Here is a 15,959-nt window from a genome sequence, read left to right as displayed (position 1 = left end):
GTCTTGCTGACTTTATGGGCCGGTGCCGGATCAGGGCATCGGCCCTTATTTATGACATCATAAGATGCGCGGAGACGAGATTGTCGCCCCGGCGGATTGCTAAATGAAGCAGGCGCTGAAGATGGCGCTCCGATTGGAGCATCGCAAAAATCAGCCCCAGATACTGATCGAGATTGAGGCTTTGAAGATGCGCTCCATCGAGATCGGCCAAAGCCTCTTCATCGATGCCATAAAGCCCGGTGATCTGCGACGTCGCGCCCGTTTGATGGGTCAGTTCAATATCCTTGCGCCGGATCAGATGACAAGACAGCAGCCTTGCGATGAAGGGGATCGTTTCCTGATGATCCTTGCGCATGAACAGTAAAAGCCGCAGGGCATCGTCCAAAAGGGGGCTGGGTGCCCCCCTTTCATCATAAAGGCGCAGGGCTTCAAGGTCATCGCGCACCAGCGAGGGTGAGGCGAAATCGGCGCATAAGAGTGGCGCTGCATCGTCATTTTCCCCCAAAACAAAGGGATAGCGCAGGAGATTGAGGGGGATATAAGCGGCCCCCCAGCCGCCATCCCGGCAATAAAGATTGCATGGTTTCGATAGCCCCAAAAGGGCATTGAGCCGGAATGTGCCCGATGGCTCGCTTTTCATCAGAAAAAGGGGGAAACAGCCTGCGGCTTCAAGAATTTCCGAAAGGCCAAGGGGCGTGCTGCGCCAATTGGCAGCATGGGCAAAGCTGCGATCGGGGTGCAGGCCATAATCCCCATGTTGGGCGGGGCTGAGGGCGGTGATCATGTCATCCATCATCAGATTGCCTGAAAACCGTGGCGATGCACATGGTCGATCAAATCCCGATGGCGGGGCAGGGTGCTTTCCATCCGCCCCATAAGGCCATCCAGCATCTGTTGCCAGCGGGCGGGCATGCCCTGGCCCCGATGCGGATTCATTGGGGCGGCAAAGCCCATGCCATAAAGCACATAGCGGTAGCTGAGATAGGAAAAAACCTCATTTTCAGCGCCCAGATGATCGGGCAGGGGAGGTTGATCGCGCCAGAGGGCCAGCAGTTCGGCCAGATCATCGGGCCAGCTTTGGGCCTCGCGGTTTGCCAGCCAGAAAGGCTCGGTGCGGCGGCTTAAGATATAATGGAGCTTCAGGAATTTCAGGATGGCGGGCCAGAAATGCGCAAAGCGCTGATTATAGCGGCGGCTGGCAATGGCCAGATCGCCTTGATCAAGGGGCAAAAGGGTGCACAAAGCCTGGGCTGAAAGCTCGGCCAGCATCAGGGCCGAAGCTTCCAAAGGCTCGAAAAATCCGGCAGAAAGCCCGATGGCCACGCAATTTTTCTGCCACAGGCTTTGGCGATAGCCCGATTTGATCTTTAAAAGGCGGGGCGTGGCCTCGGCTTCTTGCAGCCCGGCATGTTCGAGCAGGATCTTTTGTGCTTCATCATCGGATAGAAAATCGCTGGCATAAACATGGCCCAGCCCCCGCCGTTCCTTAAGCGCGATATCCCAGATCCAACCGGCTTTTTGCGCTGTTGCATGGGTTTGGCAGCTTAAAGGGGCATCTGCTGTGGCATGGGGCTTTTGCACGGCAATAGCGCGATCCGCAAACAGGATGTGGTTGCAATCCCGAAAAGGCACCCCCAGCGCCGTGCCAATCAAACGGGCCGAAAAGCCGGTGCAATCGACAAAAAAATCGCCGTCCACCCGCCCGCTTTGCTGGCAGATCAGATGGCCGATGGCGCCATCTTCATCCAGCCCCACATCCAATACATCATCGCGCAGATGCCGGATGCCCAGATTTGTGGTGCCATGCTGGCATAAAAGGCTGGCGAAAGCCCCGGCATCCAGATGATAGCCATAATTGAGATGCCCCTCATAATCGGCTTGTAAAGGGGTTTTGGGGCCAAAACCGGCTGCGCATAATCGCGCCTGCACATGGTGGAAATCGGCAAAAGCCGGGCGCTGCTCTGCCCCCATCGCACACCAAAGGGCAAAGGGATCAAAGCCATGGGCATCGAGGGGCGGGGAAAAAGGATGATCATATTGATCATCAGCCGATCCATCCGCCCAGCCGATGAAGCGGCTGCCCTGCTTCAGCCCTGCTGTGGTGGCGCGCAGGAAATCGGTTTCCGTAAGGCCGATGCGCTTCAAGCTTTGGCGCATGGTGGGCCATGTGCCTTCGCCAACGCCGATGGTGGGGATGGTGGGGGATTCGATCAGGGTGACCGTGCCACCCCGGCCCTGTTCGGTTTTGCAATGGCTGGCCAGCAAACAGGCGCTGAGCCATCCCGCCGTGCCGCCGCCCACGATGACGATATTCCGGATAGGGCGCTGGGGCATTTTGGGCCTTTCACTGTAGAAGGACAATGGATCGGGATGCGCAAGGCAACAGAATTAATCATATAATTTGAAAGAGCAAGCCGGAAAGCAATGCAAGCATGGGCCTTCAGGGATCGGGAAAGGCTTCGAGATCAGCGCGGCTGGGCACCCCGGCGCGGCCACCGGGGCGGCTGACCTTGATCGCCGCCGCCCGATTGGCAAAGCGCACGGCGTCGGGCTCGTCTTTGCCCTCGCCCAAAGCAAGGGCAAAAGCCCCATGCCAGACATCGCCCGCCCCCAATGTATCGCGCACCGTCACTTTTGGGGCCGGAAAATGGGTGATTGCCCGCTGATCATGAACCAAGGTTCCGGCGGCGCCCAAAGTCACACAACACCATGCGCCGGTTTTTCGGGCGATCATCGCCAGCATCGCTTCGGGATCATCCTTGCCGCAATAATCGGCCAGGCCCGGCTGGGAAAAGGCGATATGGCTGGCCGCCCTGATCAGGCCATCCTGCCCCGCCAGCGGCATATCCGCATCCAATATCGCTGGAATTCCATGCTTTCTGGCCTGATCGAGCAGGGCAGTGGCCCCCTTTGGCCAGCGGCAATCCGCCAAACAGGCGGCAAAGGGGCGGATATCCACCGAGGTCAACCAATCACAGGCATCAGGGATCGCAGGATCAAGGAAATTGACGATCATCCGTTCGCCCGACCGATCCACACAGACCGATGAGAGCGAGGAGCGGCAGCCCGGAAATCGGCGGACATGGCTGAGCTCTACCCCATAAGCGGCCAATTCGGCGGTGATCAGATCGGCAATGGGATCATCCCCCAAGCGGGTGATCAGCGAGGCTTCACCGCCCAGCCGGACAATGGCCACCGCTGCCGTCGCCGCCGGACCGCCCCCCATCTGGCTGCAGGCACTGGCCCGATATTTTTCGCCGCGATCGGGCAGGCTTTCCACAGAAAACAAAAGATCCTGAACGGCATGGCCAAGACAAAGAATTCGTGCCATCTCTTTATGCTCCTTTCATCTCAGCCCTGTTCAGCCACTCGCCGCTGATCTATAAAGCCATGAGCTTAGGCAATAGTTTTTCTATTGATATGCAAAAGCAAATATTGCTAACTCTTTTATAAGATATAAAAGCCAGAGGGCTGGCGGTTTGTCCAGCCCGGAAGCCATGCCATTCCCTGAAAGCGGCCCGCAGATCGAGAGAAAGGCGTTTCATCACAGTGACCCAATATCTGGCGCAGATGCGAAGCCTGGTCCCCGGCCTTGTGCTGTGTTTCACCATCGCGGCGGCGGCGAATTTTCTGTCCGAGCATTATGGCGCGCCGGTGATGCTGTTTGCCCTGCTTTTGGGCATGGCCTTTCATTTTCTGGCCGAAGATGGCAAATGCCTTGCGGGGATCGAGTTCACGGCCAAGCGCCTGTTGCGGATCGGGGTGGCGCTTTTGGGGGCGCGGGTCACGGCCGGGCAGATCACCAGCCTTGGGATCGGGCCGGTGATTGCGATCCCGGCGCTCGTTCTGATCACTATTTTATTTGGCATCCTGTTTTCCCGCCTGCTTGGCAAATCGGTGCGTTTGGGCCTTCTCACCGGCGGTGCGGTGGCAATCTGCGGGGCTTCGGCGGCTTTGGCCATCGTCGCTGTTTTACCCGCGGAAGATGGCGAGAAGGATACCCTGTTCACGGTGATTGCGGTCACCACATTATCCACCATTGCGATGATCGCCTATCCCATTTTTTATGCCACATTGGGGCTGGATGATGCCGGGATCGGCTTTTTGCTGGGGGCCACCATCCATGATGTGGCGCAGGTGGTGGGGGCTGGCTATGCGGTATCGGATGGGGCAGGGGATGTGGCCACCTATGTGAAAATGCTGCGGGTGAGCCTGCTGCCGATTGTGGTGCTGGCCATTGCCTTTATGTATCGCAAGCATAAAAGCGGCGAAAAAAAAGCGGCGATTCCGGGCTTTGCCATTGCTTTTGGGGTGATTTTGCTGGCCAACAGCCTGGGCCTGATCCCGCCCGTTCTGGCCGGGGCGATGACCGAAGCCTCACGCTGGCTTCTGGTGGCGGCGATTGCCGCTTTGGGGGTGAAAACATCCCTGAAGGCGATGACCGATCTGGGGCCGCGCTATCTGGGGCTGGTGCTGGGGCAAACGGTGTTTTTGGCTTTTGCCGCGATTGGCGCGCTCTATCTGATCGCGTGACCCCGGGATGATCCGCTCAGGGCTTCGCAGCGGGCGATTTCCGTGGTCAAAAGATCGAGCCATTCCGTGCCATAGCGATCCTTATACCATGCGCGCAAAGGCTGGGCCGCCTTGACGAAGGCCGCTTTTTCTTCGGCATCAAGGGTGATCACCGTGCCGCCTGCGGCCTTGAAGGCTTCAAGGGCGTGTTGCTCGCCTTCTTTTGGCAATCTGCGGGTGATGGTTTTCAGGGCGGCAAAGCCTTTTTCCACCGCCGCGCGATCCTGATCAGGCAGCATCGCCCATTGCTTTTCAGAATACCACCACATGGCCGCCATATAGGCATGGCCATCAAGAGTGAGATAATCCAACGCTTCATGAAGCTTTGCCCCCACAATATCCTGCACGCTGTTTTTGGTGCCTTCCACCACGCCGGTGGCAAGGGCGGTATAAACCTCGCCCCAGGCGATGGGGGTGGGATTGGCCCCAAAAAGCCGCAAAAGTTCCTGCTGCATGGCCGAAGGGGTGGAGCGGATTTTCAAACCCGCCAGATCCTGGGGTTTGTGGATCGCCTTGTTTGCAGTGGCCAGATGCCGCCAGCCGCCGGTATCTGAGATCACCATCAGGCGCAGGCCCAGATCCCGCTCGAGGGCGGCACGGCGCAACTGATCGAGCATCGGCCCATCCAGCACACAATGTGCCACCGCATCATTGGGTAAAAGATAAGGCAGATCAAGCACCTGAGCCGCCCCAAACAAACGGCCAATGCCGCCGACCGTGGTCATGTGAATATCCAAAAGGCCGCTGCCCAGCCCATCGAGACATTCCCGCTCATTGCCGCAAAATTGCCCGGATGGGAAAATATCCACCCGCACCCGGCCCGCTGTTTCGCGCTCCACCACCGCCTTGAAGGCGGCAGCGCCTTTATAATCCTCATCTTCAGGCGAGCTTAAAAAGCCGATGGTGATGATGCGTTCGGGCTGGTCTTTTGCCGATGTCAAAACGCCGATGATCGCGATCACGAACAGGGCCGCCAGAATGATCATCGCGCGGATTTGCGGGTTCATGGCATGCCCCTCATCCCAGACCCAGCAGCCGGGGCAGGGTCATGGTCAAAGCGGGGATATAGGTGATGAGGAAAATGACAAACACCTGCACCGCCAGAAAGGGCAGCATTTCGCGAATGATGCTTTCCACCTTTTCGCCTGAAACCGAGGCCGCTACGAACAGAACAAGCCCCATGGGCGGGGTGGCAAGCCCCACGGTCACATTCACGCACATCACGATGGCAAAATGCAGGGGATCGACCCCCAGATTGATGAACAAAGGCCCTAAAACCGGCCCCAAAATCATGATCGCCGGGCCGGCATCCAGAAACATGCCCACGATGAACAAAAAGATATTCACCGCAAAAAGCAGGATCAGCACATTATCCGATACGCCCCCAAGCCCGCTGGCGATGGTATCGGCCATGCCGGAAACCGAAATCATCCAGGCAAAGGATAAAGCCGCCCCCACCAGTAAAAGCACCACGCCCGATTGCATCGCCGCTTCACGAAAAACATCGGGCAGATCGCGAAAGCGCAAGGTGCGGGTGACGAACAAGGCCACCACAAGGGCATAGGCGGCGGCAATGGCTGCGGCTTCGGTGGGGGTGAAGATTCCGGCCAAAATCCCTCCGAGCAGGATCACCGGGGTAAGCAGGGCGGGGAAGCTGATCTTGAAGATATCATAGCGTTCGCGCAAACTGGCCTTGCGGCTTGAGATGGGATAATTGCGGCTGCGGGCGAGCCGTGCCGTGAGCACCATCATGCCCCCGGCGATCAGAATACCGGGCACGATACCCGCGGCAAACAACCCGCCCACCGAGACATTCATGATGAAAGCATAGATGATCATGATGCCCGATGGTGGAATGATTGGCCCCACAACCGAACTGGCCGCCGTGATGGCCGCGGCAAAGGGCCGGGAATAGCCGCTTTTATGCATGGCCGGGATCAGCATTTTGCCCAAGGCCGAAGTATCGGCCACCGCCGAGCCGGAAAGCCCCGCAAACAGGATGGATGACAGAATATTCACCTGAGCCAGGCCGCCCCGCACATGGCCGATCAGCGATTGGGAAAAACGCACAAGGGCTTCGGTGATGCCGCCCCGGTTCATGATTTCACCCGCCAGAATGAAAAAGGGCACGGCCATCAGGGGGAAGCTATCCATGCCATTATAAAGCCGCGATAAAAGGGCGGGCAGATAACGCCCCTGCCCATCGATCACAAGGCTTAATCCCGGCCCGATCAGCAGGGCAAAAACCACCGGCGTGCCAATCGCCAGCAAAAAGATGAAAATCCAGAAATAAGCCAGCGACATCGGCTATTCCCCCTCGATCACAGGGCGGGCAGGGGCGAGAGGATAGCCGCCATCGGGATCGATCAGATGCATCACCCCGCGCAAAAGATGTTCGATCGCCACCGACATCAGGGTCAAAAGCCCGATGGGCATGATCGCATAGAAAAAAGCCATGGGGATGGGCAGGCTGGCGGCGCTGATATGCGCCCCGCGCGCGACAAATCCAAAGCTCAGTTCAAACAGAACGAACAAAATCCACAAAACCAGCGCATCGATCAGAATTTTGAGGGCGGCCTGAAGGCGAACCGGCAGCGGGGTGATCAGCATCAGGATGGCCACCGCCGCCCCCCGGCGATAAGCCCAGGGGGCAACCAGAAAGGCCGACCACACCATCAGCGCCTTGGCCAGTTCTTCGGTCCAGATCAGGCTATCATTGAGGGCATAGCGGAAAAGCACCTGCAACAGAACGATCCCCAGCATGGCCATCAAAAAGACCACCGAAAGCGTGCGCCCGGCGCGCGAAAGCCCTTGATTGATGCGCCCCAGACCATGAATGATGGACAGGATCGAAAAACCTGATGGCTTGGGCTGGTTTTCGGGCATTCTTGGATATCCCAACTTATCTATCTTATATATGATAGCTTTTATGATGCAGTAAGGATAGGCTTTTTTACCACGCCTGAAGTCGCACCATCCGGGCGATTTGGGGCATGTAAAATCAATTTTGGGGGCATGAAAACGGATGATGCAGCGGATTATTTTATCAGGCCATGGGCTGATGGCCGATCTCATCCCCATGGGGGCGGTTTTGCAGCGTTTGCAGATCAGCCTGCCCAACAGCGTACCCAACAATTTACCCAATAGCTTACCGAGGGCGGATGCCCCTCGCGATCTGACTTTGGGCTTTCCCGATCCGGCCGCCTATCCTGATTTTTCGCCCCATTTCGGGGCCACCGCAGGCCGCTATGCCAATCGCATCCGGGATGGCAGTTTTGAGCTTGATGGGAAAACCATTCAGCTCAGCTGCAATCAGGATGGTCGCCATCATCTGCATGGGGGCCAGCGCGGCTTTGGCAAAAGGGAATGGACGCTTTTGGATCATGGGGCGGATTGGGCGGACTGGGGCTATGAGGCAGCGGATGGCGAAGAAGGCTATCCCGGTGCCTGTGAGGTGCGCTGCAGCTATCGCCTTTTGCCCGGGCCCATTTTGCGGGTGGAGCTGATGGCCCGCAGCACCAAGCCCACCATCATCAATCTGGTGCATCACAGCTATTTCAATCTTGATGGCGGGGGTACGATCCATGAGGCCCGGCTCGAGATTGCCGCCGATCATTATGTGCCCGTGGATGAGGCCGCGCTGCCTTATGATGGGGTGCAGCCGGTGACCGATACCCCCTTTGATTTTCGCACCGCCCGGCCGATCCACGCCAAAGCCGGGGCAAAGGATCAGGCCTTCCCCTATGATCATTGTTTCATTCTATCGTCGCCCATCGGTGCCGATGGCCTGCGCCGGGCTGCCCGGCTATCGGGGGCGCGGCAGGATCTGGCGATGGAACTGTGGACCAATCAGCCCGCCGTGCAATTTTATGCCGGGCACAAGATCAAAACCACCATCCCCGGGCATCAGGGCCATAACTATAATGCCTTTTCCGGCCTGTGCCTTGAGCCGCAAATCCCCCCCGATAGCCCGAACGGGCCTTTTAGGGAGCATGCCATCCTCCGCCCCGGTGAAGATTATCACCAGATCAGCGAATTTCGCTTTTACCCGCTATGAAGGGATGAACCCGCTGCCCGCTTCCCAGATCAGGCTGATGGGCGGGCGGCCCTCCACAAGGCTGAGGGCATCTGTGCGGCTGATCGCCGGGCCAAGGGGGATCTGTGCGCCCTTTCTGGCGAAAACGGCGATCTCATCCAATGCCAGATGCAGGCGATGGCAGAGCCCGCCCATGAAAGCTTCGCCCGCTGCGGGTGCTGTGGCCTCACCCCTGATCAGGGCCGGGATCGGCAGGCGAGCCCAATCCCCGTGGGGCAGATACACATCCACATGGCCATGGGGATCAAGGCAGGGGGCCACCAAAAGATCGGGGCCACATAAAAATTGGGTGTCAAAGCCCCAGGCGGCGCGATCATCGGGAAAGCCTAAAACCATGGCGCGCTGCACCGGCAGGCCGCTTTCATGGGCCGTTTCCATTGCCTGCCAAAGATAAGGCAGCAGGCGATAGCGCAAGCGCAGGGCATCCATCACCGCCCCTTCGGCCGCCTCGCCATAGCTCCAGGGTTCGCGTGGGCCAATGCCATGAAGGCGCATATGGGCCGCAAAAACCGCCGCCTGCGCCCAACGGGTATAGAGCACCCGATCGCGTTGATCGCCATAAAATCCGCCCACATCCGTGGCATAAAAAGGCCCGCCCGATAGGCCCCAGCTTTGCCCGCCGCGCAGGCTCGCCGCCAGCCCTTCAAAATCGGCCTGAGGGTCGCCCCCCCAATGGGCGGGATAGCGCTGGGAACCCGCCCAAGCAGATCGGCTGAATAAAAAGGCCCCCGAAGGGCAAAAAGCGGTCGCCGCCTCATAGCAGCAGCGATTATATAAAAGGCTGTAAACATTGTGCAATTCGGCACCCGTTGCGCCATTATGGGCGATCATGTCCTCGGTGACCTGCTCGCCGAAATCGGGCTTGAGCATATCGATGCCCAGATCAAACAGGGCCTGATGGGATTCGCGCCAGAAGGCATAGGCATCGGGATGGGTGAAATCGATGAGGCCTGAGGCCGGCAAAGGCGTGAGCACCGCGCCGAACGGCTCCAGATCCCATTCATAGCGATAGGCTTCACCGCTTTTGGCATCCTTTAAAAGCCAGCCTTTGGCGGCCAGATTGTCAAATAAGGGGCCATCGACCGAGACCATGGGATATTCCCAGACACAGATGCGAAAGCCCATGGATTTCAAGCTGCTGATCACCTGCTTGGGATCGGGATAGCGTTTGGGATCGAAGCCGAATTGAAAGCGGCGATCGGTATCCTGCCAGGCCCGGCCATCAAAGGTAATGACATCGCACGGCATATCATGATCCCGCACGGCTTTGGCGGCGTCCAGAATCTCGTCGGCGGTGCGGTAATAGGCTTTCGATAAAATAACCCCAAGGCTCCAAAGCGGGGGCAAAGGGGGGCGGCCGGTCAGCGCCGTATACTGGCCGATGATCGCTGCCCCATCATCGCCGCTGAACAGAAAAAGATCGAGATGATCATCTTCCAGATCAAGCACATAGCTGCGATGCGACCAGGGCGCATAGCCAATGGCATGGGTTACATCATAAGGGGTGTGTAAAAACAGGCCCCAGCCTTTGGGGCTGAAGGCAAAGGGGGTGTTTTTATAAGAATGTTCGCCATTCACCCCCAGCGCATCTTCATTATGGCTGCAAATGATCTGGCCGCGCCGATCAAGCCGCCCCCATTTTTCGCCCAAACCATAGATCGGCTCATCATGATCGAGGGCAAGGGAGATGAGCCAGCCCCGGGAAGTGCCCCCGCTTTTGGGTCGGCGCGCGAAAGGCGGCAGACGGTGGCGGCGCACGAAATGGCCATCATCGGCGCTTTTGATCAGGCATTGGCCGTTTTTTAAAAGCGCAAAGGAAAAAGGATCGAACTGGATGACAAGGCTGAGATCACCAGCACTGATGGTGGCGGCCTCGCCATTCTCCGCCAAAGCAAGCGTGGGCGCGCGGGCATCCGGTTCGTGGCTGATGATGCCATAATCATGAAGGATGGCCCCCTCATCAAGGCTGCGCAGGCGCAAACCCTGATCATAAAAGCTGATGGCAAGGGGCCCCTGGTTGCTGATCAGAAGGACGGATCGATCCTCCATGATTTCGGGTGGCGCGATGATGCGTAAAGGTGCAATCCGGCCCCATGATGGGGTGGGGATCGTGGCTTCAGCCATGGGTCAAAACCCCTTGTGGGCCCTCTTGCGGGATGGGCATCAGCAAAGCTCCAGAACCGGCAAAGAAAGCCTTTGGGCCACCATGCGCAGTGCTGCCCGATGATCGCCATAGGCAATGGCGAAATGATGCTCCAACCCTTCATCCATGATGGTGTCACACACCTGCCGGGTGGGCAGATCAAACCGGATGGTGCCCGATGTGCCGGTAAAGGCCATGGGTGCGGGGATCACCTCGGCCCCGCCAATGACCATCTTGTTTTCGCCCCTAGCCTGAGATATGCGGGCGATGGTGATGCGCCCGGGCTTGATTTTATATTGATGGAGCAGGGGCATCTTGCGATTGGTGTGGATCGTGGCTTCGGCCTTGGATGCCGGATCGCGCATCGATAAAGGGGCCGATCCGCAATGCCATAAAACCGCCGTATCGTCGGCGAAATCCAGATCCACCAGATCGGTCATCCAGGCCGGTTCGCCCGCCAGTTCCTGTAAGAGCAGCTGGCTCATCGCCCCATGCACATCGGCTTCGCAGGCGGTGGGAATTCTGGCCTCATTGAGCATCGCCACCGGCCCGCAGGCCGCACAGCCATAATCCGTGAAAAATTCCGGCCAGCAGCGCACCGCAAGGCTTTTGGCCCCGGTTTCCGCCTGCACATCTTCAAGGGCGCAAAAGCTGCGTAAAGAGCGATCAAGCTGATCGGCATCCACCTCATCAAGATTGCCAAGGGCATCGGATTCGGCCTGATGATGGCGGGCCACCCGCGCCGCATCGATGCCCCGCGCCCGGCTGAACAGATCATCCATGCTGATCCGGTTGACCGAAAGCCCGCCCAGCCCCTTCAGCACGCCTTCATCAAAAGCACAGGTATCAAAGCCATCGGGATGATGGCCGATCACGGTGATTTTGGCATCCTTTATGGCATCAAGCGCGCGGATCACGGCTTCATCCGTGCTCTCATCATGGGCCATATCATCGGCTTTGGGCGAAGGCGCTTTTGCCGAAGATTTTGCTTTGGGGCTTGCCAAAGCCCGTAGATCGGGCCCCAAATCCGGGGCTTTGGGGTCGCTATAAAGCCAGCCCAGATCATGGCCCGATTTTTTAAGGGCATGGGCCGCCAGATTAAGCCCGCATAAGGCATTGAGCCGCAGCCGACCCCCTAATCGCGGTTCGGGCACCGCCCAGATCGCCATCGGGGCTTTGAGGACATCGGCCAAAGTGCGGGTCATGGTGGCATCGGTAAAGGTGATCTGCATGATCAGCACAAGATCGAATGTTTGCCCCTTCAGGCTTTCCATCGCCTGATTGACAGCATCGGCATCGAATAAAAGATCGCGCGGGCCGATGGTTTTGATCCCCGCCTGATCAAGGGCGGCAAAGGCCTGATCCTTCATTTCGGTGGCAAAGGGCACGTCGAAGGTGGGGCGTGCCAGCGGAAAGACGGCATAGCTGAGACTCATAATCAGCCTCCAAAACCTTTATATACATGACGAAAGCGGGCATCGGCCGGAACCAGCCCCGGCCCATCGGGGGCATAGCAATCATGCGCCGTGAAGGGCAGGGCCTTTTCATCGGTGAGTTGGTTCAGATCCTTCATATAAGGGATGGCGTCTTCTCTTAAAGCCTCCCGGATTGCCGCCATATCGGGAAAGGCTTGAAAGGCATCGAGCCAGATCGCCCGGCCCGCCAGATAGCCCGAAGCCCCCGCCGCATAAGCATGGGTGAGAATATTGCGAAAAGCCGCCATCCCCGCCCCCGCCGAGAGCATCACCCAAGGCCGGCCTGCGGCCTGGTTCATGGCATCAAACCAGCTTTGTGCCTGTTCCCAATCCTTGCCCCCCACGCCGGGCACATCATCGGCGGCCAGCGGGCTTTCCAGCTTGAACAGATCGATCCCATAATCGGCATGGGAAAAAACCCGCACGCTTTCCAGCACCAGATCGGGCTTTTTGCTTTTCATTTCCACATAATCGCCGGTGCGTTCGGCATCATGAGCCAAGGGATAGACCAGCAATTCAAAAACAAAAGGCAGATCGAAACGGGCGCAGGCCTCGCCAATGCGCTTGGTGAAATCCTGCTGCGCGCGGCAGATCGCGGCATCGGCATCGGGGCGATACCAGGCCAGAACCTTGACCGCATCACCGCCCACGCGCTTGATTTTTTCCACCGACCAATCATCGATTTCCGATGACAGGCGGCCCTTGTCGGTTTCCTTGAAGATGGAATCTTCAAGGGTGAGGATCAGGCCCAAAGCCGGATCATAAAGCGACAGGCCCGCCGGATAAGCATAATGGGGATCGAGCAGCATGGCGGTGGATTGGCTTTGCAATTCTTCGATCAACAGCGCCTTGAACGCCGCCACATCCTCCCACGGGGCTTCATCCAGCCCCCTGATTTTGGCGATAGGGTTTTTGATCGGGGGGCGTTGATCCACCGCTGTCATCTTGAAACGGCCCTGACGATCAGCCATGCGCCGCATACCCCATAATTTTCCCGCGCTCAGGCTCATCATCGTTCTCCATCACAGATTGGAACAGGGGCGGGCGGCCGTGTGGGATCGGGCCTTAAGGCACGGCTGCGCGCCCGCATTATTGCAGTTATCTATAAGAGTTATATGACATAAGAAAAGATAATGGCAAGCCTTGTGAAAGGGCTGCACCCGTATTCTAAGATATTCCGTGTGTTGTCAGGAAATTTCAGCGAATGCTGACGGCATAAACCAGCCGCGCGGTATCGCAGCGGGATGTGCGCAATTCCACCGGCCGCCCGGCAATATCAATGGCGATCCGGTCGATCTGTAAAATCGGCGATCCCAAGGGCAGATCAAGACGGCTGGCATCTTCCTTGCGGGCGATATCGGCATGCAATTCTTCTTCGGCCTGCACGATATTGATGTCGAATTCCGCCTGATAAAGCGTGTAAAGGGCATTGGGCAGAGGATCATAGCGATCAATATCGGGAAACAGGGCCAAAGGCAGCACGATCATCTCGAATATCGCCGGGCGCCCTTCTACCCAGCGGGTGCGGCGCAATTCCACCACCATATCATCGGGCTTGATGGCCAGCTTGCGGGCTTCGGTGGCATTGGCCGGGCGGCGGCTGATGGATTTTTCGCCGCAATCGGGGATCACCTTTTCGCCCCCCGGATGGGCCATGCGGAAAAATCGAAACAGGGCGCTTTGCTCGTTATATTGGCTGACATAGGTGCCCTTGCCCTGCCGCCTTTCGATCAGATTTTCCGATGCCATGGCATCCAGCGCCTTGCGCACCGTGCCCTGGGAAACCCCAAGGCTGGAGGCGAGGGCATGTTCACTGGGCAGGGCTTCGGCGGCTTTCCACACGCCGGTGCTGATCTGCTTGACCAGATGATCATAGACTTGTCGATATAAGGGCCGGAAACCGGGCGCTCCATCCATGGATCAGGGCCTTGAAAGCGGGAGGGTGAGGGTGAGCTAAAGACTGATGCACATTCAGAATATCGCGCATTGGCCCCTTTTGTCTATCATTTGTTGTATTGTATCTTATATAAGATAGCTTATAAAAGGAACGAGTCTGAGGGATGGCTGTTCGACCGGCCCATGATAAGTGGCTTGGGGCTTATCCGGGGCCGTGATCAGGATGCTATCGAGGCATTGGGCGACAAAAGACACGTCAAAAGCTCATTCTAAAAAAGTAAAGGAAATCGCCGTGAGTATTCCACATCTTCTGGTTCATGATAAACGCGATAATGTTGGCGTTGTGGTGGTTGAGGGTTTGACCGCAGGCACCGAGATGCTGTGCGTGGTCACTCAGGATAATTCAGATTTTAAATTGGTGGCGCGTCAGGATGTGCCCATCGGCCATAAAATCGCCCTGACCGATCTGAAGCTCGAAGAGAATGTCGTCAAATATGGCGAAAATATCGGCCGGGTGGTGGCCGCTGTGTCGCAGGGTGAGCATGTGCACACCCACAATCTGAAAACCAGACGCTGGTAAGGAGCCAAAGAATGAGCAATTCCCAGAAAATCATGGCCTATCGGCGCGAAAACGGGCGGGTTGGTGTGCGCAATCATGTGGTGATCCTGCCCCTTGATGATATTTCCAATGCCGCTTGCGAAGCCGTGGCGAACAATATCAAGGGCACTTTGGCGCTGCCCCATGCCTATGGCCGCCTGCAATTTGGCGCCGATCTTGATCTCCATTTCCGTACCATGATCGGCACGGGGGCCAATCCCAATGTGGCGGCCTGTGTGGTGATCGGTATCGAGCCGGGATGGACCCAGAAAGTGGTGGATGGCATTGCCGCCACGGGCAAACCGGTGACCGGCTTTTCCATCGAGCAGAATGGCGATATCGCCACCATCGCCAAGGCATCGCGGCAGGCGAAAGATTATGTGCATTGGGCGACGGCGCTTTTGCGCGAGCCTTGTGATCTGTCGGAGCTTTGGATTGCTGCCAAATGCGGGGAAAGCGATACCACCACCGGCCTCGCATCCTGCCCCACGGTTGGCAATATGTATGACAAGCTGATCCCAAAAGGCATTTATGGCTGTTTTGGGGAAACATCCGAACTGACCGGGGCCGAGCATCTGTGTCAGGCGCGGGCCGCAACGCCTGAGGTCGGTGAAAAATTCATGCGCACCTTCATGGCCTATCAGAACGAGGTGATCGAGCCGCATAAAACATCCGATCTTTCGGATTCGCAGCCCACCAAGGGCAATATCGAAGGCGGGCTGACTACGATTGAGGAAAAGGCCCTGGGCAATCTTGAAAAGATCGGCAAGAAAGTCAGCTATATCGATGTTTTAGAGCCTGCGGAAAGCCCGGCACAGGGCCCCGGGCTTTATTTCATGGATACCTCATCGGCGGCGGCGGAATGCTGCACTTTGCAGGCGGCAGCGGGCTATGTGGTGCATATCTTCCCCACCGGTCAGGGCAATATCATCGGCAATCCGATCATGCCGGTGATCAAGCTGACGGGGAATCCGCGCACCGTGCGCACCATGTCGGAACATGTGGATCTTGATGTTTCAGCCATCGTGCGCCGGGAATGGACCATCGATGAGGCGGGCGATGCCCTGATCGAGATGATAAAAGCCACGGCCAATGGCCGCTTTACTGCGGCCGAGGCTTTGGGCCATCGGGAATTTGTGATGACCAAACTCTATCGCAGCGCCTGACCGGATGATCATC

At 57.7% G+C, this 15,959-nt stretch carries 14 protein-coding genes; 4 read left to right on the top strand and 10 right to left on the bottom strand.

Features of this window, described 5'->3' with window-relative positions; translation table 11 throughout:
- Positions 1-49: 49 nt before the first annotated feature.
- The 3 genes from QK300_RS09190 to QK300_RS09180 all read right to left on the bottom strand — a co-directional run bounded on the left by QK300_RS09190 (position 50) and on the right by QK300_RS09180 (position 3,331).
- Positions 50-796 carry a SapC family protein gene (locus QK300_RS09190; RefSeq protein ID WP_281301355.1) on the bottom strand — a complete coding sequence of 249 codons (747 nt, stop codon included), beginning with the start codon at positions 794-796 and terminating at the stop codon, positions 50-52.
- Positions 796-2,334: a tryptophan halogenase family protein gene (locus tag QK300_RS09185; protein WP_281301356.1), complete on the bottom strand. Its 1,539-nt coding sequence runs from the start codon at positions 2,332-2,334 to the stop codon at positions 796-798. Before QK300_RS09185 ends, QK300_RS09190 begins: the two co-directional genes overlap by 1 nt.
- A gap of 106 nt (positions 2,335-2,440) precedes the next feature.
- On the bottom strand, positions 2,441-3,331 hold the full coding sequence (locus QK300_RS09180) for a PfkB family carbohydrate kinase (protein ID WP_281301357.1): 891 nt from the start codon (positions 3,329-3,331) through the stop codon (positions 2,441-2,443).
- A 218-nt stretch (positions 3,332-3,549) separates the two neighbouring features.
- Between QK300_RS09180 and QK300_RS09175 the strand changes: the two genes are divergently transcribed.
- Positions 3,550-4,533: a putative sulfate exporter family transporter gene (locus QK300_RS09175; RefSeq protein ID WP_281301358.1), complete on the top strand. Its 984-nt coding sequence runs from the start codon at positions 3,550-3,552 to the stop codon at positions 4,531-4,533.
- Here the strand turns inward: QK300_RS09175 and dctP are convergent.
- From dctP to QK300_RS09160, 3 genes are read right to left on the bottom strand one after another with little or no spacing between them, the layout of a single operon-like run.
- Positions 4,518-5,579 carry a TRAP transporter substrate-binding protein DctP gene (gene dctP, locus QK300_RS09170; protein ID WP_281301359.1) on the bottom strand — a complete coding sequence of 354 codons (1,062 nt, stop codon included), beginning with the start codon at positions 5,577-5,579 and terminating at the stop codon, positions 4,518-4,520. The genes QK300_RS09175 and dctP overlap by 16 nt on opposite strands.
- 10 nt (positions 5,580-5,589) lie before the next feature.
- Positions 5,590-6,876 carry a TRAP transporter large permease gene (locus QK300_RS09165; protein ID WP_281301360.1) on the bottom strand — a complete coding sequence of 429 codons (1,287 nt, stop codon included), beginning with the start codon at positions 6,874-6,876 and terminating at the stop codon, positions 5,590-5,592.
- Between the two features lie 3 nt (positions 6,877-6,879).
- Positions 6,880-7,458, bottom strand: coding sequence for a TRAP transporter small permease (locus QK300_RS09160; protein ID WP_281301361.1), 579 nt, complete (start codon positions 7,456-7,458; stop codon positions 6,880-6,882).
- 139 nt (positions 7,459-7,597) lie between these two features.
- Here QK300_RS09160 and QK300_RS09155 point away from each other — a divergent pair, with 139 nt between their 5' ends.
- Positions 7,598-8,629, top strand: coding sequence for an aldose epimerase family protein (locus QK300_RS09155; protein WP_281301362.1), 1,032 nt, complete (start codon positions 7,598-7,600; stop codon positions 8,627-8,629).
- On the opposite strand, the gene QK300_RS09150 is transcribed toward QK300_RS09155, so the two are convergent.
- The 4 genes from QK300_RS09150 to QK300_RS09135 form a co-directional block, all read right to left on the bottom strand.
- Positions 8,624-10,792: a TIM-barrel domain-containing protein gene (locus QK300_RS09150; protein WP_281301363.1), complete on the bottom strand. Its 2,169-nt coding sequence runs from the start codon at positions 10,790-10,792 to the stop codon at positions 8,624-8,626. The two genes, QK300_RS09155 and QK300_RS09150, sit on opposite strands and share 6 nt — an antisense overlap.
- Positions 10,793-10,831: 39 nt before the next feature.
- Entirely contained in the window at positions 10,832-12,247 is a 1,416-nt protein-coding gene (locus QK300_RS09145) for a hypothetical protein (protein ID WP_281301364.1), read from the bottom strand.
- A 2-nt stretch (positions 12,248-12,249) separates the two neighbouring features.
- Positions 12,250-13,299 (bottom strand): tagatose 1,6-diphosphate aldolase, encoded by a 1,050-nt coding sequence (locus tag QK300_RS09140; RefSeq protein ID WP_281301365.1) that lies wholly within the window; start codon positions 13,297-13,299, stop codon positions 12,250-12,252.
- Between the two features lie 184 nt (positions 13,300-13,483).
- The gene (locus tag QK300_RS09135) at positions 13,484-14,203 is read right to left on the bottom strand and encodes a GntR family transcriptional regulator (RefSeq protein WP_042084950.1); all 720 of its coding nucleotides are present in this window, start codon (positions 14,201-14,203) and stop codon (positions 13,484-13,486) included.
- Positions 14,204-14,474: 271 nt separating this feature from the next.
- On the opposite strand from QK300_RS09135, the gene QK300_RS09130 reads away from it, so the two are divergent.
- Positions 14,475-14,762, top strand: a complete 288-nt coding sequence (locus QK300_RS09130; protein WP_281301366.1) for a UxaA family hydrolase — start codon at positions 14,475-14,477, stop codon at positions 14,760-14,762.
- Between the two features lie 11 nt (positions 14,763-14,773).
- Positions 14,774-15,946, top strand: coding sequence for a UxaA family hydrolase (locus tag QK300_RS09125; protein WP_281301367.1), 1,173 nt, complete (start codon positions 14,774-14,776; stop codon positions 15,944-15,946).
- Positions 15,947-15,959: the final 13 nt, after the last annotated feature.

It is taken from the genome of Iodidimonas sp. MBR-22 (assembly GCF_029946565.1).
In the GTDB taxonomy this organism is placed as follows: Bacteria; Pseudomonadota; Alphaproteobacteria; order Sphingomonadales; family Rhodothalassiaceae; genus Iodidimonas; species Iodidimonas nitroreducens.
The sequence above is the reverse complement of the archived record's forward strand: the minus strand, read 5'-3'. Positions and strand labels throughout refer to the sequence as shown.

Bases quoted from the DNA above. Each gene is read 5' to 3' on its own strand.
- QK300_RS09190 (WP_281301355.1), bottom strand. From the start codon at position 796: ATGATGGATGACATGATCACCGCCCTCAGCCCCGCCCAACATGGGGAT.
- QK300_RS09185 (WP_281301356.1), bottom strand. From the start codon at position 2,334: ATGCCCCAGCGCCCTATCCGGAATATCGTCATCGTGGGCGGCGGCACG.
- QK300_RS09180 (WP_281301357.1), bottom strand. From the start codon at position 3,331: ATGGCACGAATTCTTTGTCTTGGCCATGCCGTTCAGGATCTTTTGTTT.
- dctP (WP_281301359.1), bottom strand. From the start codon at position 5,579: ATGAACCCGCAAATCCGCGCGATGATCATTCTGGCGGCCCTGTTCGTG.
- QK300_RS09165 (WP_281301360.1), bottom strand. From the start codon at position 6,876: ATGTCGCTGGCTTATTTCTGGATTTTCATCTTTTTGCTGGCGATTGGC.
- QK300_RS09160 (WP_281301361.1), bottom strand. From the start codon at position 7,458: ATGCCCGAAAACCAGCCCAAGCCATCAGGTTTTTCGATCCTGTCCATC.
- QK300_RS09155 (WP_281301362.1), top strand. From the start codon at position 7,598: ATGATGCAGCGGATTATTTTATCAGGCCATGGGCTGATGGCCGATCTC.
- QK300_RS09150 (WP_281301363.1), bottom strand. From the start codon at position 10,792: ATGGCTGAAGCCACGATCCCCACCCCATCATGGGGCCGGATTGCACCT.
- QK300_RS09145 (WP_281301364.1), bottom strand. From the start codon at position 12,247: ATGAGTCTCAGCTATGCCGTCTTTCCGCTGGCACGCCCCACCTTCGAC.
- QK300_RS09140 (WP_281301365.1), bottom strand. From the start codon at position 13,299: ATGATGAGCCTGAGCGCGGGAAAATTATGGGGTATGCGGCGCATGGCT.
- QK300_RS09135 (WP_042084950.1), bottom strand. From the start codon at position 14,203: ATGGATGGAGCGCCCGGTTTCCGGCCCTTATATCGACAAGTCTATGAT.
- QK300_RS09125 (WP_281301367.1), top strand. From the start codon at position 14,774: ATGAGCAATTCCCAGAAAATCATGGCCTATCGGCGCGAAAACGGGCGG.